This is a genomic window from Faecalibacterium sp. An192 (genome assembly GCF_002160175.1).
Classification (GTDB): domain Bacteria; phylum Bacillota; class Clostridia; order Oscillospirales; family Ruminococcaceae; genus Faecalibacterium.
The window spans coordinates 1-18,577 of sequence record NZ_NFKB01000033.1 but is presented as its reverse complement, the minus strand read 5'-3'; the positions used below and the strand labels follow the sequence as shown (position 1 = coordinate 18,577).

Sequence of the window (18,577 nt, the reverse complement as noted above, 5' to 3'; positions counted from 1 at the left end):
TGCGTGAAATTCTTTCGCTTTGGCCGGGAATTGTGCGGAGCGCAGGGGTTTCGGCTCAGCGGCGGAAGGAAAACGCCTTGCGGCGCACCCGTCCTGGCAGAGCCAAAAGCCAGAGCCGCGCGCGGCGCAGCCGCAGGGTTTTCAGATAGGACCGGTAAGCCGGGCTCTGGCAGGAAACATACTGCCCGCTCTCATCCGGGTAAAACCCGGCCATCACCCCGATGACCCACCCGGCCGGCACCATCTCGGGCCAGAGGCGGTTGTCGCCCAGAATGCGGTAGCCGTCCGGCTCCACCCGGATGACCCGGTGGAGAACATACTCCCCGGTAGGCCGGCGGAACAGCGCCACATCCCAGCGCTTGAGCCGGGACGCCGGGGCCTGGATGACAACGGTGCTCTTCCGGTGATGGAGCAGCGGCTCCATGCTGTCGCCAACGGTCTGAAAAAAGCCCTGCCCCTCCTCGGCCAGGACCTGCTCAATGGTCTTTTGCATCGAAATCCAGGGCCATTGAGATGGTCTGCAAAAACTCCTGTACATCCTGGCGGGCGGTGGCCTCGTCCGGTCCGTCAAAGCGTTCCAGGGTCTTGGCCACCAGCAGGTCCTCGGTGGCGCCCTGTTCCAGCAGTTCCCAGTAGAATACGCCGGTGGAGTTCAAACGGATCATCCCGTTGAAGCTCTCGCTGGCCTCGCCGATGGCGATGACCATGGATTCATCTCCCAGCCGGCGCAGCAGAAAGCCCGGTTTGGTCTTTATCATCTTGGTTCCTCCTCATGGTATCATAAGCCAACCGGGCTGCCTGGGGCTGCCGGTTGCATTGCAGCAGATAAAAGGGGATGGTGCGGACCATCTGGTCCAGCAGGACGAAAAACCGGTCCAGCCGGGGCTGATCCCGGGGGATCAGCAGCTGATGGAACAGCCGTGGGGTGATCTCAGGGCCGGACAGGCGGCGGATGTGGTTCTCCGGGTTTTGCTCCAGAAAGCAGACCGCCCGCACCGGGCAGATGCAGTTGGAGCCCATTCCTTCTTTGCCGTTCCAGGGGGTGCCGCAGGCGCACAGAACCCCATCCATGAACCGCAGAATGGGTTTGTCTCCGTTGATGACCTGGGCGTCGGGGCCGAATTGTTCCAGCCAGAGGCGGATGTGGGTGGTTTTGCCGGTGCCGCTGGGGGCACAAAAGACATAGGCGGCGCCGTCCACCGCCACCACGGCGCCATGGATCAGGAACGCGCCGTAATCCACCAGATGCAGGCAGATGGCGCGGTAAAGACAGAGGCTCTCGCAGTAGCCCCAGAAACGGGAATCTTTTTCAGCATCGGCGGGGGAGTCGGACCGGCCAGGGCCGGCCTCCCGGATCAGATCCTGGTCCGATGCGCAGACGGTGAACAGGGGAGTGTCCTGGGTGATGTAGCCGGCGCAAAGCCGGCGAATGTAGGAATAGCGATGTTCGATGCCGATGGGAATGCCGGCCATCCGGACGTAAAACACAGACTCTCTCCCTTTCCTGCAGGGCCGGAGATGTTCAAACAGCCCCTCCACAGATCTCTCTCAAGTAAGATGAATTCCTATTACAGTATATAATATATAAGATGCTTCGTCAATAAAATTGTGCGGTTAAAAACAGAAAATGTATGGCGCAGAGTAGAATTTGCGCTGGGTGCCGCCCGGACCTTGACAGCAGGGCCGGGGCGTGGTATCCTGTCCTTGCTGACCTGTAATACAGGTATACGGTTTTGGGACGGCGCAGGCCGCCCCGGAACGCCGATTGGATCTGAAAAGCCGGTTTTGGCTGCTGCGGCAGCCTGGGCCGGAACAGGATTTGTCTCAGCCTGCCGGGCCTGGCCCGGCCCGGGCTGCCATCCACAACAGAAAGGACAAAGCGCCATGTTTACTCTCCCTGTCTTTACCATTGACCAGCTGGTTCGCCGGATGGAGACCGAATACCCCGACCGGATCGCCATGCGCTATTACGACGACGCCAAAGAGGGCGTCCAGGAGGTTACTTACCGCCAGTATGCCCACGATATCCGCTGCATTGCAGGGGAGCTGGAAGCGACCCTGTCGGACCCTGTGGGGAAGAAAGTCTGCATTCTGGCTGCCAACAGCTACCACTATGCGGCCAGCATTTTCGGCACCGTTCTGGCGGGGGCCGCGGTGGTGCCTCTGAACCTGCAGAAGAGCTGGGACGACATCCACTATGAGCTGGATCTGGTGGAGGCAGCCGCCGTTCTCCACGACGGGAAATATCTGGACCGGGAGCCCGCGCTGGGCGAGGTGTACGCCGACAAGCTGCTGCCCATCACCGGGTATCAGAAGTACCAGCCCTCGGAGGGCCGGGTCTGCCAGGATCGGGAGGCCCTGATGGCCATTATGTTCACCTCGGGCACCACCGGCCGCAGCAAGGGCGTCATGCTCAGCCAGAAAAACCTCTTTGCACCCATGCCCGCCTACTGCGATCCCTTCAACGTGATGCTGGCGGAGATGGGTGTGGATCACTATGACTTCAACCACTTCACTGTCCTGCCCATGTTCCATATTGCGGCCTTTACCAGTCTGGTGTCCTGGGCCATCATGGGCATGGCCCACAACCTGTGCACCGACCTGCGGAACTTCTACCGCGATCTGTCCTTGATGCCCTGCGACACCATGGCGGCTGTGCCGGTGCTGCTGCAGTCCATCCATCGGGATGTGATGCGGGGCCGGAAGGACCGTCTGGGCAAGCTGCGTACCCTGACCTGCGGCGCTGCCGCCTGCACCCCCCAGATGATGCTGGACCTGATGCACAACGGCTTTTTCATCATGCAGATGTACGGCCTGACCGAGACCAGCGGCGACGGCACCTGGAACAACGACCAGAGCGAAAAGCACATCTCCTCGGTGGGCATGGGCGATGAGCCCATCTGCCAGTACTCCATCCAGGATGGGGAGCTGTGCATCAAGGGCGATCCCGTCATGATGGGCTACTACAAGGAGCCCGAGCTCACCGCCGAGGTGCTGGTGGACGGCTGGTTCCACACCGGCGACCTGGTGCGGAAGGACGAGGAAGGCTACTACTACATCACCGGCCGGAAAAAGAACCTGATTATCCTGGCCAGCGGCGAGAACGTCAGCCCCGAAGAGCTGGAGAAACTGCTGTCCGCCTGCACCGATGTGCAGGAGTGCATCGTCAAGGAGAAGGACGGCAAGATCTGCGCCGAGGTCTACTGCCCGGCAGAGGCCCAGGACGCTGTGCGGGCCCACATCACCGAGGTGAACCGCACCCTGCCCCTGTACAAGCGGATGACCCTGGTGGAGTTCCGCAGCGCGCCCTTCGCCCGCAACGCCACCGGCAAGCTGGTCCGCGGCTGATGCAGAGGACGAAAACCATCCCTTTCCAATAAACGCAAGGCAGGCCGCCCCCCAAAGGGCGGCCTGCTTTTTTGCCGGATGCCATGCAAGAAAAAGGATGTGCGGGACAAAAATGAAAGTATACGTCGGACAGTGGATTTTTGCCTTGACAAACCGGCATCCCGCAGATATAATCAGAGCATTCCTCTTTGCACTGCATTACATCCGGCCCCCGGCCGGGTGCGAGATCAACAGTACAAACTGAGCAGGCGATGAACCGACAAGGTCATGGGGCCGGGCCGCCGTGTGCGGCAGCAGATGAAGTGTGTTATGACATCTGTGGGACAGTTGTATGTTCCACAGGTGTCTTTTTCTTTTTTCACAGGTGGAACAAACGTATCTCGGCGATGTGCTCACCACCTTCATCGCCTGGTTCGGGGTGAAAATTTCCAAGAAGGCCCCCGACCGGGACCATCCCTATGGCCATGAGCGGCTGGAATGCGTGGCCTCGCTGGTGCTGGGGGCAGTGCTCCTCATCACCGGCCTGGGGGTGGGCAAAAACGGCCTGGAAACCATTGCCTCGGGGCGGTATGAGACCCTGGCGGCGCCGGGGATGATCGCCCTGGTGGCCGCGGTGCTGTCCATTGTGGGTAAGGAGGCTATGTACTGGTATACCCGCTACTATGCCAAGCTGATCCATTCCTCCGCCTTTATGGCGGACGCCTGGCATCACCGGTCGGATGCCTTTTCTTCGGTGGGCTCCCTGATCGGCATTGCAGGGGCCCGGCTGGGCTTCCCGGTGCTGGACTCGGTGGCCAGCGTGGTGATCTGCCTGTTTATCATCAAGGTGGCCTATGACATCATGAAAGACGCCGTGGTGAAGATGCTGGACACCTCCTGCGGCGAGGAATACGAGAGCAAAATCATCGACTTTGTCTCGGCCCAGGAGGGCGTGGTGGGGGTGGACCAGCTCCGCACCCGGATGTTCGGCAGCAAGGTCTACATTGACCTGGAAATCGCCATGGACGGCAGCGAAACCCTGAGCCAGTCCCATCAGGTGGCCGAGCGGATTCACGACCAGCTGGAGAGCCAGTTCACCGACATCAAGCACATTATGATCCACGTCAACCCGGCGGAAGAATCCGCCTGACGGCCTGGAATATCCCATAAAAATCAGAAACGCCCCCGCTGCATGGTCTGCGCAGCGGGGGCGTTTGCTTTATGGAAGAGAGGTGGGGGAAATTACTTCACGGTGTGGTAGCCGTCGGGGTTGTTGCTCTGCCAGTTCCAGCTGTCGGCGCACATCTCCTCGATGCCGTACTCAGCCACCCAGCCCAGCTCACGCTTGGCCTTGGAGGGATCGGCGTAGCACTCGGCGATGTCGCCGGCGCGGCGGGGCTCGATGACGTAGGGCAGGGTCTTGCCGCAGGCCTTCTCAAAGGCATGGAGGACTTCCAGCACGCTGTAGCCCTTGCCGGTGCCCAGGTTGCAGATGAAGAGGCCGCACTTGGTCTCCAGCTTGCGGATGGCGCAGACATGGCCGCGGGCCAGGTCCACCACGTGGATGTAATCCCGCACGCCGGTGCCATCGGGGGTGGGGTAATCGTTGCCGAAGACATGGACCTTCTCCAGCTTGCCTACGGCCACCTTGGCGATGTAGGGCATCAGGTTGTTGGGGATGCCGTTGGGGTCCTCGCCGATCAGGCCGGACTTGTGGGCGCCGATGGGGTTGAAGTACCGCAGGACGGCCACGTTCAGGCTGGGATCTGCCTTGCAGACGTCGGCCAGAATCCGCTCGGTGAACACCTTGGTGGTGCCGTAGGGGTTGGTGGTGGCGCCGACGGGGAAGTCCTCGGTGATGGGGACGGTGGCGGGATCGCCGTAGACGGTGGCCGAGGAGCTGAACACAAAGTTGTGGCAGTCATGGCGGCGCATCACGTCCAGGATGGTGAGGGTGCAGTTCAGGTTGTTGGAGTAGTACTCAATGGGCTTCTGGACACTCTCGCCCACGGCCTTGTAGGCTGCGAACTGGATGACGGCGGTGATGTCCGGGCATTCGGTGAAAATGTGCTCGACCTGCTCGGGGTTGGTCATGTCCGCCTCAAAGAAGCGGAAGTCCTTGCCGGTGATCTGTTTGATGCGGTCCAGCACGACGGGGCAGGAGTTGTAGAAGTTGTCTGCCACCACAATGTCGTAGCCTGCGTTCAGCAGCTCAATGCAGGTGTGGCTGCCGATGTAGCCGGCGCCGCCCGATACCAAAATTGCCATAACAAAACCTTCCTCTCGATCGACTTTGTGGATATTGCCTGCCTGGGCAAGCGCCCCGGCTCTTCTTGATTACAGGATACCGCAGACGCCGCCCGGAATCAAGGGGCGGTGCGCTTATATACATGTAATTTTGTTGCGCTTTGTAAAAATGGAGGATGGGCCCACGCGATTTTTGATGCGGCCCCGATGAAGAATCAGACCACCGGATTCCTGCGCCCGGGCGCACAAAACCAGGCCCCCCGGCAGGGAGCCTGGCTTTGGGATGTCCGGTTATGCGGTGGCGACGGAGGATGTACTCCCATCGCAGTACTGGCCGCTGTAGTCGATGACCATGCTGTCGAAGTGCTGCCAGTCGGTCTCCACCAGGGTGTAGGTGTCGTCCTCCAGCTTGAGCTGCAGCACCACCGACTGTTCGGGGCCATAGCCCATCTCGGGCAGCAGGGCCCGGATGCCGTCCAGCACCGAGGCGGCATAGTCGTCCTCCAGGGCCTCATAGTCGGCGTCGGACATGGCGTCCAGGGCCTCCTGGGAGTAGATGCCGTGGCGGTCCAGGGCGGCGGCCCAGAGGCTGGCCGCGTCGTTCTGGCTGGTGTAGCGGACCAGAATGTCCATGGGCTGGACGGTGACGGTCACCGCATAGCTGCCGTCGTCCAGCTTGCTGGCGGCGCCCACCTGGTACTTGCTGAGGGCGTAAATATCCCGGATGAGGGCCACCGCCCGTTCGGCGGAGGCGTCGGTGGGATAGATGCCAAAGTAGTCCATCAGGATTTCTGCTTCCGCCGTGGTGTTCCAGACGTAATTCTGTTCCTTGGCTTCCTCGGCGGTGATGCCGATCAGATCCAGATAATCCTGGTTGTACTGGCCCAGATAGCAGGCGTCCAGATCGCCCTGGATGTAGGTCCTGGCCTGGTCGGGGGTGACGTCGCCGCAGGCGGCCAGCACAAAGACCAGGACCGCGGCCATCAGAACGGATGCGAGGCGGTGGATGGTGCGGGTCATAGAAACCTCCTCAGAAAGCGGCGGTCAGATCACGCCGCACTGTTTGCCGGTGAAAAAGCGGAGGGTGTTGGACACTCGGAATACCTTGCCGGCCCGCAGCACCGTGGAGGGAAACTCCGGGTGGGAGGGGCTGCAGGGGAAGTGTTCGGTTTCCAGGGCGAAGCCGTCGTATTTCTGCATGGGATGCAGGCCCTTGCCGGGGCTGGGGCAGTCCTGGAGATAGTTGCCGGTGTAGAGATGGACGCCGGGCTGGGTGGTGTAGACCTTCATGCTGATGCTGCTCTCATCGCAGGTGGCCCAGGCACAGATGCTCTGGCGGGCGCCGGCCCGGGGCCGGTCGATGACAAAGCAGTGGTCGTAGCCGCCGCCCACAATGCGGGTCTGGTCGCTGCCGGGGTTCAGGTCCCGGCCGATGGCCTTGCCCTTGGTGAAGTCCATGGGGGTGCCGGCCACCGGCAGAATGCGGCCGGTGGGGCAGGTCTCCTCGTTGCTCTCCAGATAGGTGGAGGCGAACAGCTTGAGCCGCTGGTTGAGGACCGAGCCCCCGCCGTTGAGGTTGAAATAGGTGTGGTTGGTCAGGTTGACAATTGTGTCGGCGTCGGAGGACACCCGGTAATCCATCCGGAAGGCATTGTCCGGGGTGAGGGTGTAGCGGACGGCAATCTTCATGTTGCCGGGGAAGCCGTCCTCCCCGTCGGGGCTTTCGGCCTCCAGCAGCAGGGTGTCGCCGAAGGCTTTCACCTCATAGGACTTGCGGGCAAAGCAGCCGTGGAGATGGTTGCGGCCGTTGTTGGCTTCCAGCTGGTAGGTTTTGCCGTTGAGGGTGAAGGCCGCCCCTTCGATCCGGTTGGCGTAGCGGCCCACAAAGGCGCCGCAGTAGGTGGCGGTGTCCAGCTCGTATTCCTGCATGGTGTCGTGGCCCAGGACCACGTCCACCGGGCCGCGCTTGGCCGGGACGATGATGTTTTTGATGATCGCCCCATAGTCCAGCACGCTGACCGTCAAGCCGCCGGGATTGGAGAGAATGTACTCGTTGACGGGGGTTCCGCTGTGGGTGAAACCAAAAAGCCTTGTTTCGATCTTGGCCATTGTGTCTGCCTCCTTCTGCCGGTATGCGGGCGGACACACAGAACACACCGCACCGGCCAAATTGGACCTGGTACAAAAAACGATCCTTTTCTCTATGATTATATCACAAATTTCAGGCATTTGCAGGGAAATCTTTTGTGTTGTGAATATAAATTTTCGGGAGTTCTTTGTGGAATATAACCGAGACGGCCGAGCGCAGAAAACCGCTTAAACAAAGACGCCGCCCCGAAAAATCGGGGCGGCAGAGCGAAAGGAGGTATGGAGGAGTTTAGAGCCGTTCGCGGAGCGCGGCCAGTTCGTCGGCATCGCGGACGGGATCAAGCAGCTGCAGAGCGTCGCGGGCGTAGGTGCGGGGAGCCGGACGGAAGGTCTGTCCGGCCCGGTCTGCCAGCACTTCCAGCATGGCGTAGGCCGACTGGACGCGGGGGTGGGAGGCGCTGGTGGCGGTGGGCTCGTCCTTCACCAGTTTGAAGTGCTCGGCGGTCATGTCGGCCAGCAGAGCGTCCAGAGCGGCGTCGGGGGAACCGGCCCGGTTCTTGAGGCCCTGGTACAGCAGCTGGGCCACAAAACCCAGGGTGGAGGCGGTGTACCAGTTGCCGTCAAACTGGTTGGGGTTGACGGCGGGGTCGGTGACGGGGGAGTTGATCTTGTTGGTGAGGTAAATCACCACCAGCCGCTCGGCGGGGTCGATGAGGGAGAGGGTGCCGGTCCAGCCCTGGTGGCCCACCGTGCCGGAGGAGGACTGGGTGCCGAAGTACCAGGCGCGGGCCAGGTCGGCTTCACGCCACCAGCCCAGGCCCCAGTTGGCCGCCGACTCAATCTTGGGCGCGGTGAAGGTGTCCAGCACGTTGCGGCTGAACAGACGGTGGTTGCCGTAGCCGCCGTCCAGCATGGCCGAGGCCAGCACCGCCAGGTCGGAGGCGTTGGCAAAGAGGCCGGCATGGCCCGACACGCCGCCCATGGCGTAGTAGGCTTTCTCGTCGTGGACCTCGCCCTGGAGGGTGTAGGTGCGGACGCCGGTGAAGGAGATGGCGCCGTCGCGGGTGTTGCCGTTCAGCTCGGTGGCGGCGCAGTCGTTGGGGCTGAAGCCGTGGTTCAGGGGCTGGTAAGTAATGTGGGTCAGGCCCATGGGCTGCCAGAAGTGGGCCGACAGGAAATCATCCAGACGGCTGCCGGTGACCTGCTCGATGACAAAGTCCAGCAGCATATAGTCCACGTCCGAGTAGAGGGTCTTGGTGCCGGGCTGATACATCAGCGGAGTCTTGCAGATGGATTCCAGGGTGCGGCGGCGGGTGGCGTCGTCCCCGGCCGAGCCGGAATACAGGACGTTGGGCACCCCGGGCGCGGCCTTCTGGGTGGTCTGGTCAAAGGCGTCGTTGTGGTACTGGGGATCGGCGGGGAAGCCGGCCTGATGCCGCAGCACGTCCCGGATGGTCAGCTGGGATTTCCACTGCTTGACGGTGGCCAGGCCGGGGTTTTCGTAGCCGTTGAAGGTGATGTCGATGGTGCTGTCCACAAAGGCGCTGCCCAGCAGGTCGGCGATCCGGGCGTCCAGGCTGATCTGGTTGTTGGTGACCAGATACTGCAATGCGTAGTTCACCGAATACATCTTGGTGTTGGAGGCCAGATCGTAGAGGGTGTCGTTGGTGACAGCGGGGCTGTCGGTCTTGGGGGTGCCGTCGGGGTTGTAGGCGTTGACGGTGCCCCAGGCGTTCCGGTAGATCATCCGGCCGTCCTTGATGACCGCCATCTGGGCGCTGGTGAAGCCGTGGGCCACATCCGCCGCCACAATGGCGTCGATGGCGTTCAGAACCGAGGTGCTGAGGCCCACGTCGGAGGGCTTGCCCTCGATGACGGTAGGATAGGGGATGGAGATCTGGACCGTCTGGCCGGCGGGCTGGATGCAGCTCACCTGGAGGGTGTTGAGGCCGTTGACGGTGAGGCCCGAGATATCCACCGCCCACACGCCGCCGCCCGCCATCCGGCTGGTGTCCACACTGTGGTTGTTGACGAAGAAGGCGAAGCTGGTGACTCCGGCGGCGGGGCAGACGTACAGGGTGCCCTGGCCACTGTAGCCAAAGAAGGTGTACATCCCGTTCATGGCCAGGGTATCGTCCACATACCCGGCCCAGTCGGGGAAGGTGGGCTGGGCCTGCCAGCTTCCGGCCGGGAGGCTGGCGGCGGTGACGGAGGCTTTGGAGGAGAACAGGCAGTTTTCCTCTGCGGTTTCGGAGGGGGCCGGGGCGGCGGTGCCGGCTGCGGCTGCGGCGGGGAGGGCGGCGCTGCTGGCCAGGGCGGCAGCCCCGGCGGCGACCGATGCTTTGAGGAAGTTGCGGCGGCTGATCTGTGTCATAACAAGTTCCTTCTTTCCAAGCTGGTGTAAACGGCGACCGAAATAAAACGCCAGGCGGCAGAGCGCCGCGGCGGATGAGATGGCTACACTGTAATGCGAAAGAACAGAATTGTCAATAAAACTCGAACAAACAGAAACGTTGTTTCATAAAACCCTGAAATGTAGAATGATTGACCAATAGTTATAGAACAAATGGACAAAAACAGGGTTGGATATACAATATTCCGGGAATCGGAGGGCGAAAGAAAACCCCGCCCTTGCCGCCCGGCGGGGCGGAAAGAGCGGGGAAGCGGGCCGGCATGGGCGGGGGCGTGTCAGAAATTCTGGCCGTTCCAGCCCCAGTCGTTCACCGGATGATAGGTGACATAGACCGCCTGGGCGGGGATGCCCAGCTGGTCGGCAAGAATCCGGCTGAGCTGGCCGGTCATCTTGTCGTAGTTGGCGGGGGAGGCGGAGCCGTAGAGGCTCACGGCGATATAGGCGCCCTGGTCCAGCTTGCGGCCGCCCAGCCAGAGGTCGCAGCTGTCCTGGATGGAAACCATCAGATAGGTTTCGGTTTTGTGCAGGGTGGTGATGGCCTGGCCAAAGGCGGCCTTGAGGGATTCCCGGCGGTCGGCCGGGACGGGCAGGGTGGTGCGCAGATCAATGAAAGGCATGGCGGGTCCTCCTTGTCAGCCGTTGGCGGCGTCCAGGGCATCCAGGGCGGCCAGAACGTCGGCGGCGTTGGTGTCGGGTTTGACTTTGGGCATGGCCTTGAGGATGGTGCCGTCCTCCCCGATGAGGTAGGTGGAACGGACGGTGCCCATGCTCACCTTGCCGTACTGCTTTTTCTCCTTCCAGACGTCGTACAGCTCCAGGACGGCGTGGTCGGGGTCGGACAGCAGCAGGAAGGGCAGCTCATATTTGGCGGCAAACTTCTGGTGGGATGCGGCGGAGTCCTTGCTGACGCCGATGACCACCACGCCCCGCTGCTGGAATACGCCATAGGATGCGGCGAAGGCGCAGGCCTGGCGGGTGCAGCCGGGGGTGTTGTCCCGGGGATAGAAATACAGCACCACCTTCTTGCCCCGGAAGTCGGACAGGCGGTGGACATGGCCCTCGGCGTCGGGCAGGGCGAAGTCGGGTGCGAGGGTGTTTTCACTGAGCATGAGAGATGCCTCCTTTTGTGTGGATGATGCCTTCAGGATACCATATTTAGGGGCTGGGAGCAAGCCTTTGGGGCAGGGGACGGGCTGCCTCTTGACGGCCTGACGGCGGCGCGTTATACTGTCCCGGGCGGGGGCTGCAGCGGCGCAGCCTCCGCATGAAAAAGGACGAGAAAAAGAACCAAACAAAAGGAGAATTCACGTTATGCCATCTGGAGAAAAGAACCTGACGGAAGGGCCGCTGGCGCGGCAGATTCTGGTCTTCAGCGTGCCGTTGGTCCTGTCCAACCTGCTGCAGGCCCTGTTCAATATGTCGGATATCGCCGTAGTGGGACGGTTCGCCGGTTCCCAGGCTCTGGGCTCGGTGGGTTCCACCACCATCTTCGTCACCCTCATCACCGGTTTCCTCATCGGTCTGGGCGGCGGCGTCAACGTGCTGGTGGCCCGGTTCTACGGCGCCGGCAACACCCGGGATGTGGAGAAATCGGTCCATTCCTCCCTGCTGGTCTGTCTGGCCGCCGGCATCCTGATGCTGCTGATCGGCGTGGTGTTCTCGCCGGCGCTGCTGCGGCTTCTGGGCACCAAGCCCGACCTGCTGGAGGGAGCCATCCTCTACCTGCGGATTTATTTCCTGGGCATGCCCGCCATGGCCATCTATAACTTTGGCAACGGCGTGTTCAGCGCGGTGGGCAACACCCGCAAACCTCTGATTTACCTGTCCATTTCGGGCGCACTGAACGTGGTGCTCAACCTGTTCTTTGTCATTGTCTGCCAGATGAGTGTGGCGGGCGTGGCCCTGGCCAGTATCCTGACCCAGTACCTCTCGGCGGGCCTGATTCTGCGGGCGCTGGCCCGCACCGAAAGCTGCTACGGCATCCGCCGGGACCAGCTTCGCCTGGACCCTGCCATGATCCGCAGCATTCTGGGCCTGGGCGTTCCCGCCGGCTGCCAGAACGCTATTTTTGCCCTGGCCAACCTCTTCATTCAGGCCGGCATCAACACCTTTGACACGGTGGTGGTCAGCGGCAACTCGGCCGCCGCCAACGCCGACCCCCTGGTCTATGACGTGATGGCCGCCTTCTACACCGCCTGTTCCAGCTTTATGAGCCAGAACTACGGCGCCGGCAAGCGGAACCGGGTCAAGCGGAGCTATTTCATCTCCCTGGGCTATTCCTTCGGCATCGGCGCGGTGCTGGGCCTGTCCCTGGTGTTCTTTGGCCGGACCTTCCTGGCCCTCTTTACCACCGAACAGGCGGTCATCGAGGCCGGTATGCAGCGCCTGGTGATTATGGGCCTGTGCTACCCGGTGTCGGCCTTCATGGACTGCACCATCGCCGCCTCCCGCGGCCTGGGCCGTACCATCGTCCCCACCATCATCGTGATTATGGGCTCCTGCGTGTTCCGTGTGGCATGGGTGTACACCATCTTTGCCTACTTCGGCACCCTCCAGTCCCTCTATCTGCTGTTTGTCTGCTCCTGGAGCATCACAGCCATCGCCGAGATCATCTACTTCGCCTGGGCCTACAAGGAACAGATGAAGATCTACGACCCGGCATAAATTCAGTTCCATCATCGACAGGAGACGCTCCGGGCGGGGCGTCTCCTTTTTTGCTGGAGCGGGCACCGGGGAGGACCCGCATCTTGACAGGCCGGGAATTTGGGTGTTTACTAGAATAAAGTATTGCCTGAAGGAGGGGCGGCCGCCATGGATGCGGCCGGATGTGTATGGAAAAGAATCTGACGACGGGCAGCGTATTCCGCAACATTGTGGGATTTTCGCTGCCCTATTTGCTGGCCTATTTTTTGCAGACCCTGTACGGCATGGCCGACCTGTTCATCACCGGCCAGTTCAGCGGCACGGCGGACATCACGGCGGTGTCCATCGGCAGCCAGGTGATGCACATGATCACCGTCATGATTGTGGGCCTGGCCATGGGCACCACCATCGCCATCGGCCGGGCGGTGGGAGGTCAGGAGAGGGAAAAGGCCTCCCTGGCCATCGGCAACAGCGTCACCCTGTTTATGGGATTGTCGGTGGTGCTGACGGCGGTGCTGCTGGCCCTGGTGCGGCCCATTGTGGCGGTGATGTCCACCCCCGCCGAGGCGGTGGAGGGAACGGTGCAGTATCTCACCATCTGCTTTATCGGCATTCCCTTCATCACCGCCTATAATATCATCAGCTCGATTTTCCGGGGGCTGGGAGACTCCAGGAGCCCCATGAAATTTGTGGCGGTGGCCTGCGCGGCCAATATCCTGCTGGACTATCTGTTCATCGGCGGGATGCACCTGGGCCCGGCGGGCGCGGCTCTGGGCACCACCCTGTCCCAGACCCTCAGCGTGGTGGTGTCCCTGGTGATGGTGACCCGCCAGAAAACCGCCCTCGCCCTGGGGAAAGCCAGCTTCCGACCCCGAAAGGACGTGCTGGGCTCCATCCTGCGGGTGGGCGTGCCGGTGGCCCTGCAGGACGGGTTCATCCAGATTTCCTTTCTGCTGATTACCGTCATCGCCAACAGCCGCGGCCTGGACGACGCGGCCGCCGTGGGCATTGTGGAAAAGGTCATCAGCTTTGTGTTCCTGGTGCCCAGCTCGATGCTGTCCACCGTGTCGGCCCTGGCGGCCCAGAACATCGGCGCCGGCAAATACGACCGGGCCGTCCAGACCCTCCGGTATGCGGTGGGGATGTGCCTGGGCTTTGGGCTGGTGGTGGGCATTGTGGTGCAGTTCACCGCCGGAAACATTGTGGCCCTCTTTGACAGCACCCCCGGGGTGGTGGCCGCCGGCAGCCAGTACATACGGGGCTATATCTGGGACTGTATGTTCGCCGGGGTGCACTTCAGCTTCAGCGGGTATTTCTGCGCTTATGGCCGGTCGGGGGTGTCCTTCCTCCACAACGCCCTGTCCATTGTGCTGATCCGCATTCCGGGGGCCTATCTCATGTCCCTGCTGTTCCCGGAAACGCTGCTGCCCATGGGCTGCGCCGCCGCGGCCGGCTCGCTGCTGTCGGTGGTGGTCTGCCTGATTGCGATGGCCTGGCTGCGGCGCAGAGGCGCCCTGGACCAGCCGGCGGCAGTGTGAAGGTTCACAAAATCCTCAAACAAATCGGGTTGACATTCCCGGGAGGCTGTGATACAGTGTAGGCGTTTGATAGGTAAGGCTCCTACAGGGATATGGGCTGCTGCCGCAAAACGGTGGAGACACCGTGCGCAGGTCTGAACAGGATGCGTCGCAACAAGGCGCATCATAATGCAGCTACACCGCCCTGCAGAGCTAAAGCTCAGGCGAACGTATGTGTGTTTTTTGCCCGCTTGTCCTGTCGGACGAGCGGGATTTTGTTTTTTGGTCCAGAAAGGCAGGTGGATGCAATGGACCCCAGCAGTAGACGAAGGCGGGCAGACCGCAGACAGCACAGCCATTGGAGAGGGTACAGGCATCCCGGCCTGATGCCTTGATTCCGTGCGCTCTGTGCGTCCGTGATCTGCCGGAAACGGTGGAGACGGGCGCTTTTTTGCGCCCTTCTCCCGGGAAGGGAGGATCACATCATGATGATGAAATGGATCAAAGCATATGCTGCGGCGCAGAACACCGCCGCCAAGCTGTCGGATGCACGTCTGCGGGAGGCTGCGGCCTGCACCGAACAGGAACTGATGGAAAAGCTGGGCACCGCCCCGGCCGGCCTGACCGAGGAACAGGCCGAGGCCGCCCGGGAAACCTTTGGGGCCAACCGTCTGGCCCGGGTCAAGCGCAAGAGCGGTCCCCGGCGGCTGCTGGAGGCCTTCGCCGATCCGTTCTCGCTGGTGCTGCTGCTGTTGGCGGTGGTGTCGGCCCTGACGGATGTGGTGTTTGCACCGCCGGCAGAGCGGAGCTACACCACGGTGGTCATCATCACCGTCATGGTGGTGGTGTCGGGGGTGCTGCGGTTTGTCCAGGAGACCCGCAGCAGCAACGTGGCCGAAAAGCTCACCGCCATGATTCACACCACCGCCTGCATCGAGCGGGAGGGCGTGCGGGCCGAGCGCCCCATGGAGGAGATCGTGGTGGGGGACATCATCCACCTGTCGGCCGGGGATATGATCCCGGCGGACCTGCGGATTCTCAGCGCCAAGGATCTGTTTTTGAGCCAGTCGGCCCTCACCGGCGAGAGTGAGCCGGTGGAAAAGTGGGGCGAGCCCGACAGCCGGGACCTGCCCCTGACCGAGCTGCCCTGCCTGGTGTTTCAGGGCAGCACCGTGGTCAGCGGCAGCGCCCGCGCGGTGGCGGTGGCCGTGGGCGGCAATACCATGTTCGGCGCCATTGCCCGGACCCTGAGCGACAAGCCCCCCAAGACCGCCTTTGACAAGGGCATCGGCTCGGTGTCCCGGCTGCTGATCCGGTTTATGGCGGTGATGGCCCCGGTGGTCCTGCTGCTGAACGGCTTCACCAAGGGCAGCTGGATGGAGGCGCTGCTGTTCGCCATCTCGGTGGCGGTGGGCCTGACCCCTGAGATGCTGCCCATGATCGTCACCACCTCTCTGGCCAAGGGCGCCCTGGCCATGAGCAAGCAGAAGGTCATCATCAAGAACCTGAACGCCATCCAGAATCTGGGCTCGGTGGACATCCTCTGCACCGACAAGACCGGCACCCTGACCCAGGACAAGGTGGTGCTGGAAATGCACCTGGACATCGACGGCCGGCCCAACGACCGGGTTCTGCGCCACGCCTTTTTGAACAGCTGGTTCCAGACCGGGCTGAAAAACCTGATCGACCTGGCAGTCATCGAAAAGCAGCAGGAGCTGGGGGCCGAAACCCTGGTCCAGACCTACCGCAAGGTGGACGAGGTGCCCTTTGACTTTGAGCGCCGCCGGATGAGCGTGGTAGTCTGCGATACCGCCGGCAAGACCCAGATGGTCACCAAGGGCGCAGTGGAGGAGATGCTGTCCTGCTGCGCCTGGGCCGAGCGGGACGGCCAGCCTCTGCCCCTGACCGATGACCTGCGCCGCCAGGTGCTGGCCCAGGCCGACCGGATGAACGCCCAGGGAATGCGGGTGATTGCGGTGGCACAGAAGAGCAATCCCGCCCCGGTGGGCCAGTTCTCCACCGCCGATGAGTGCGATATGGTGCTGATCGGCTTCCTGGCCTTCCTGGACCCGCCCAAGGCCACCGCGGCCGCCGCCATCGAGGCCCTGAACAACTACGGCGTTCAGGTCAAGATCCTCACCGGCGACAACGAAAAGGTCACCTGCGCCATCTGCGGCCAGGTGGGCCTGCCGGCCGACCGGGTGCTGCTGGGCAGCGAGATGGACGCCCTCAGCGACGAGGAGCTGGCCTGCCGCGCCGAGACGGTGTCGGTGTTCGCCAAGCTGTCCCCGGCCCAGAAGGCCCGCATCATCCAGCTGCTGCGGAAAAACGGCCACTGCGTGGGCTATATGGGGGACGGCATCAACGATGCCGCCGCCCTGCGGGCCGCGGATGTCAGCATCTCGGTGGACACCGCCGTGGATATCGCCAAGGAGTCGGCCTCCATTGTCCTGCTGGACAAGGACCTGATGGTGCTGGAGCAGGGCCTCATCGAGGGCCGCAAGACCTACGCCAACATGATGAAGTACATCAAGATGACCGTCTCCTCCAACTTTGGCAACATGCTGTCGGTGCTGGCAGCCAGCGCCTTCCTGCCCTTCCTGCCCATGACCGCCCTCCAGCTGATTCTGCTGAACCTGGTGTACGACCTGTCCTGCACTGCCATTTCCTGGGACAACGTGGACGAGGACTATCTCCGGGCCCCCTGCCGCTGGGATGCCGGCGGCATCGGCCGGTTCATGTTCTGGAACGGCCCGGTGAGCTCGGTGTTTGACATCCTCACCTTCCTGCTGATGTACTTTGTGTTCTGCCCGGCCTCCGCCGGCGGCAAGCTGTACACCCAGCTCACCGACCCCGCCGCCAAAGACGCCTGGGCCGCCCTGTTCCAGACCGGCTGGTTTGTGGCCTCCATGTGGACCCAGACCATCGTCATCCACATGATCCGCACCCCCAAGCTGCCCCTGATCCAGAGCCGCGCCTCGGCCCCGCTCACCGCCCTGACGCTGGCGGGCATTGGCGTGGTGACCGCGCTGCCCTTTACGCCCCTGGCCCCGGCTCTGGGCCTGACCGCTCTGCCTGCGGGCTACTTCGCCGCCCTGGCGGGGATTGTGGCGGGCTATATCCTGCTGGAAAGCCTGGCCAAGAAGCACTACATCCGCCGGTATCACAACTGGCTGTAATCTGAAAAAGGAACACACCATGGAACACCCGACCCAGCCCGGCGGCCGCGATGGAACACCATCGGGCCGTGAGGTTCCCTCACAACGAAAAAATCCGCTGTTTCCGCCGGATGCCGGCAGGGAACATGCGGATTTTTTGTTGTCTGTGTTTTGGGATTATTCCCGGGTGATCTGCTGGAAGAAGGCCCGGGCCCGGTCCAGATCCTGGGCGTTGGGATGGCCCTTGGCCAGGCCGCCCACCAGCTTGAAGGGGCCGAAGGTGTCGTAGCCCTTGCAGCCGAATTCTCCCGCCACGGTGCAGCCCCGCTGGGCGGCAAGGGCCCGCAGGGCCTTGGAGCCGGAGCCCTTGGCGCCGCCGTAGGTGCAGACGAAAAAGACCTTTTTGTTTTGGGGGAGGTACTGCCGGGCGAATTCCACCACGGCCTTGTGGTATTCAAACCCGTAAATTCCCGAGGCGAACCCGATGCAGTCGTAGTCCTCCAGATGGACGGCCTGCCGGGTTCGCACGTCCACCAGGTCGGCGGCGCCCTCCCGGGCCATGGCCTGCACCACCTGCAGGGTGTTGCCGTGGTGGAACGAAAGATAACAGATTGCGGTTTTCATGGCGTTCTCCTTTGGGTCACCGGGCGTCCTGGTCCAGGGCCTCGATCAAAAAGCTCACCGGCCGGAAGCCGTCGTTGCAGGAAATCATGGCCGAACGGGGGTTCTTCATCCAGCCGTCGTAGAAGTTCTGGCCGCCGTGGCTCAGGGCCAGCACAAAGGGAGACATGGTGTCCCAGGCGCTCTGACACAGGCCCTCCGGCTTTTCCCAGCCGTTGGCGATGAACACCTGGCCCGGCTTCAGGTCGCAGGCGTGAAGGATGGGGTTCTCATAGGCGGCAATGAGGTCGTCGTACCGCGCCATCCGCATGACGGTGATTCTGCATTGTTTCATGGCGGTTCCTCCTGTGGGGTGTGTGCCTATTGTAGCACACCGCCGCCCGGGAGGAAAGGGGAAGGGCGCTTGCTGAACGCGATATGGATTTCAAGACAAAAAGAAAAACACCCGGCAACCTTGAACCGCCCCATATTGTGCGGACAGTACAAAAAAGAGGCCTGCAAGGGGTAGAACAAGCGAATCAAAGACTGGCCTGGCGAAGCGAGAGCGGAGCCAGGCCAGTCTT

General features: G+C 62.3%; 17 protein-coding genes and 2 riboswitches. Of the genes, 5 read left to right on the top strand and 12 right to left on the bottom strand.

The window, feature by feature from the left end; all coding sequences use genetic code 11:
• Nucleotides 1-55: 55 nt before the first annotated feature.
• Genes B5F27_RS10640 through B5F27_RS10630 form a run of 3 tightly spaced genes read right to left on the bottom strand, consistent with a single transcriptional unit; the run spans nt 56 to nt 1,488 of the window.
• Entirely contained in the window at nt 56-493 is a 438-nt protein-coding gene (locus tag B5F27_RS10640; RefSeq protein WP_158098231.1) for a S24/S26 family peptidase, read from the bottom strand.
• Nucleotides 477-758 carry a PqqD family protein gene (locus B5F27_RS10635; protein ID WP_087248838.1) on the bottom strand — a complete coding sequence of 94 codons (282 nt, stop codon included), beginning with the start codon at nt 756-758 and terminating at the stop codon, nt 477-479. The genes B5F27_RS10640 and B5F27_RS10635 overlap by 17 nt, the downstream gene beginning before the upstream one ends.
• Entirely contained in the window at nt 712-1,488 is a 777-nt protein-coding gene (locus B5F27_RS10630) for a hypothetical protein (protein WP_087367443.1), read from the bottom strand. The genes B5F27_RS10635 and B5F27_RS10630 overlap by 47 nt, the downstream gene beginning before the upstream one ends.
• Before the next feature lie 396 nt (nt 1,489-1,884).
• Between B5F27_RS10630 and B5F27_RS10625 the strand changes: the two genes are divergently transcribed.
• Together B5F27_RS10625 and B5F27_RS10620 are read left to right on the top strand one after the other, a co-directional pair.
• Entirely contained in the window at nt 1,885-3,348 is a 1,464-nt protein-coding gene (locus B5F27_RS10625; RefSeq protein ID WP_242962165.1) for a class I adenylate-forming enzyme family protein, read from the top strand.
• Between the two features lie 230 nt (nt 3,349-3,578).
• A riboswitch (NiCo riboswitch) is annotated at nt 3,579-3,677 on the top strand.
• A 35-nt stretch (nt 3,678-3,712) separates the two neighbouring features.
• Entirely contained in the window at nt 3,713-4,477 is a 765-nt protein-coding gene (locus B5F27_RS10620) for a cation diffusion facilitator family transporter (protein ID WP_242962164.1), read from the top strand.
• A gap of 92 nt (nt 4,478-4,569) precedes the next feature.
• Here the strand turns inward: B5F27_RS10620 and galE are convergent, their stop codons facing one another.
• The 6 genes from galE to B5F27_RS10590 all read right to left on the bottom strand — a co-directional run bounded on the left by galE (nt 4,570) and on the right by B5F27_RS10590 (nt 11,184).
• On the bottom strand, nt 4,570-5,595 hold the full coding sequence (gene galE, locus B5F27_RS10615) for a UDP-glucose 4-epimerase GalE (protein ID WP_087248832.1): 1,026 nt from the start codon (nt 5,593-5,595) through the stop codon (nt 4,570-4,572).
• Between the two features lie 270 nt (nt 5,596-5,865).
• A complete protein-coding gene (locus tag B5F27_RS10610) occupies nt 5,866-6,594 on the bottom strand; it encodes a hypothetical protein (RefSeq protein WP_087367437.1) in 729 nt (242 codons plus the stop codon).
• Nucleotides 6,595-6,618: 24 nt separating this feature from the next.
• A complete protein-coding gene (locus B5F27_RS10605) occupies nt 6,619-7,683 on the bottom strand; it encodes an aldose epimerase family protein (RefSeq protein ID WP_087248828.1) in 1,065 nt (354 codons plus the stop codon).
• A 268-nt stretch (nt 7,684-7,951) separates the two neighbouring features.
• Entirely contained in the window at nt 7,952-10,036 is a 2,085-nt protein-coding gene (gene pbp4b, locus B5F27_RS10600; protein ID WP_087367434.1) for a penicillin binding protein PBP4B, read from the bottom strand.
• Nucleotides 10,037-10,350: 314 nt separating this feature from the next.
• Entirely contained in the window at nt 10,351-10,692 is a 342-nt protein-coding gene (locus B5F27_RS10595) for a phenylpyruvate tautomerase MIF-related protein (RefSeq protein ID WP_087367431.1), read from the bottom strand.
• A 15-nt stretch (nt 10,693-10,707) separates the two neighbouring features.
• Complete coding sequence (locus B5F27_RS10590; RefSeq protein WP_087367428.1) at nt 10,708-11,184, bottom strand: peroxiredoxin; 477 nt, start codon at nt 11,182-11,184, stop codon at nt 10,708-10,710.
• A 202-nt stretch (nt 11,185-11,386) separates the two neighbouring features.
• Here B5F27_RS10590 and B5F27_RS10585 point away from each other — a divergent pair, with 202 nt between their 5' ends.
• The 3 genes from B5F27_RS10585 to mgtA all read left to right on the top strand — a co-directional run bounded on the left by B5F27_RS10585 (nt 11,387) and on the right by mgtA (nt 17,414).
• Complete coding sequence (locus B5F27_RS10585; RefSeq protein WP_087367425.1) at nt 11,387-12,739, top strand: MATE family efflux transporter; 1,353 nt, start codon at nt 11,387-11,389, stop codon at nt 12,737-12,739.
• A gap of 167 nt (nt 12,740-12,906) precedes the next feature.
• Nucleotides 12,907-14,256: an MATE family efflux transporter gene (locus B5F27_RS10580; protein WP_087367422.1), complete on the top strand. Its 1,350-nt coding sequence runs from the start codon at nt 12,907-12,909 to the stop codon at nt 14,254-14,256.
• Between the two features lie 58 nt (nt 14,257-14,314).
• Nucleotides 14,315-14,475: riboswitch (M-box (ykoK) riboswitch) on the top strand.
• Nucleotides 14,476-14,726: 251 nt separating this feature from the next.
• Complete coding sequence (mgtA, locus tag B5F27_RS10575; RefSeq protein ID WP_242962166.1) at nt 14,727-17,414, top strand: magnesium-translocating P-type ATPase; 2,688 nt, start codon at nt 14,727-14,729, stop codon at nt 17,412-17,414.
• Between the two features lie 156 nt (nt 17,415-17,570).
• On the opposite strand, the gene B5F27_RS10570 is transcribed toward mgtA, so the two are convergent.
• From B5F27_RS10570 to B5F27_RS17005, 3 genes are all read right to left on the bottom strand, one after another.
• Nucleotides 17,571-18,017: a flavodoxin family protein gene (locus tag B5F27_RS10570; RefSeq protein ID WP_087367417.1), complete on the bottom strand. Its 447-nt coding sequence runs from the start codon at nt 18,015-18,017 to the stop codon at nt 17,571-17,573.
• Between the two features lie 16 nt (nt 18,018-18,033).
• Entirely contained in the window at nt 18,034-18,348 is a 315-nt protein-coding gene (locus B5F27_RS10565; RefSeq protein ID WP_087367414.1) for a TIGR04076 family protein, read from the bottom strand.
• 26 nt (nt 18,349-18,374) lie between these two features.
• Nucleotides 18,375-18,577 (bottom strand): hypothetical protein (locus B5F27_RS17005; RefSeq protein ID WP_206423002.1); only part of this gene is annotated, 203 nt, incomplete at its 5' end.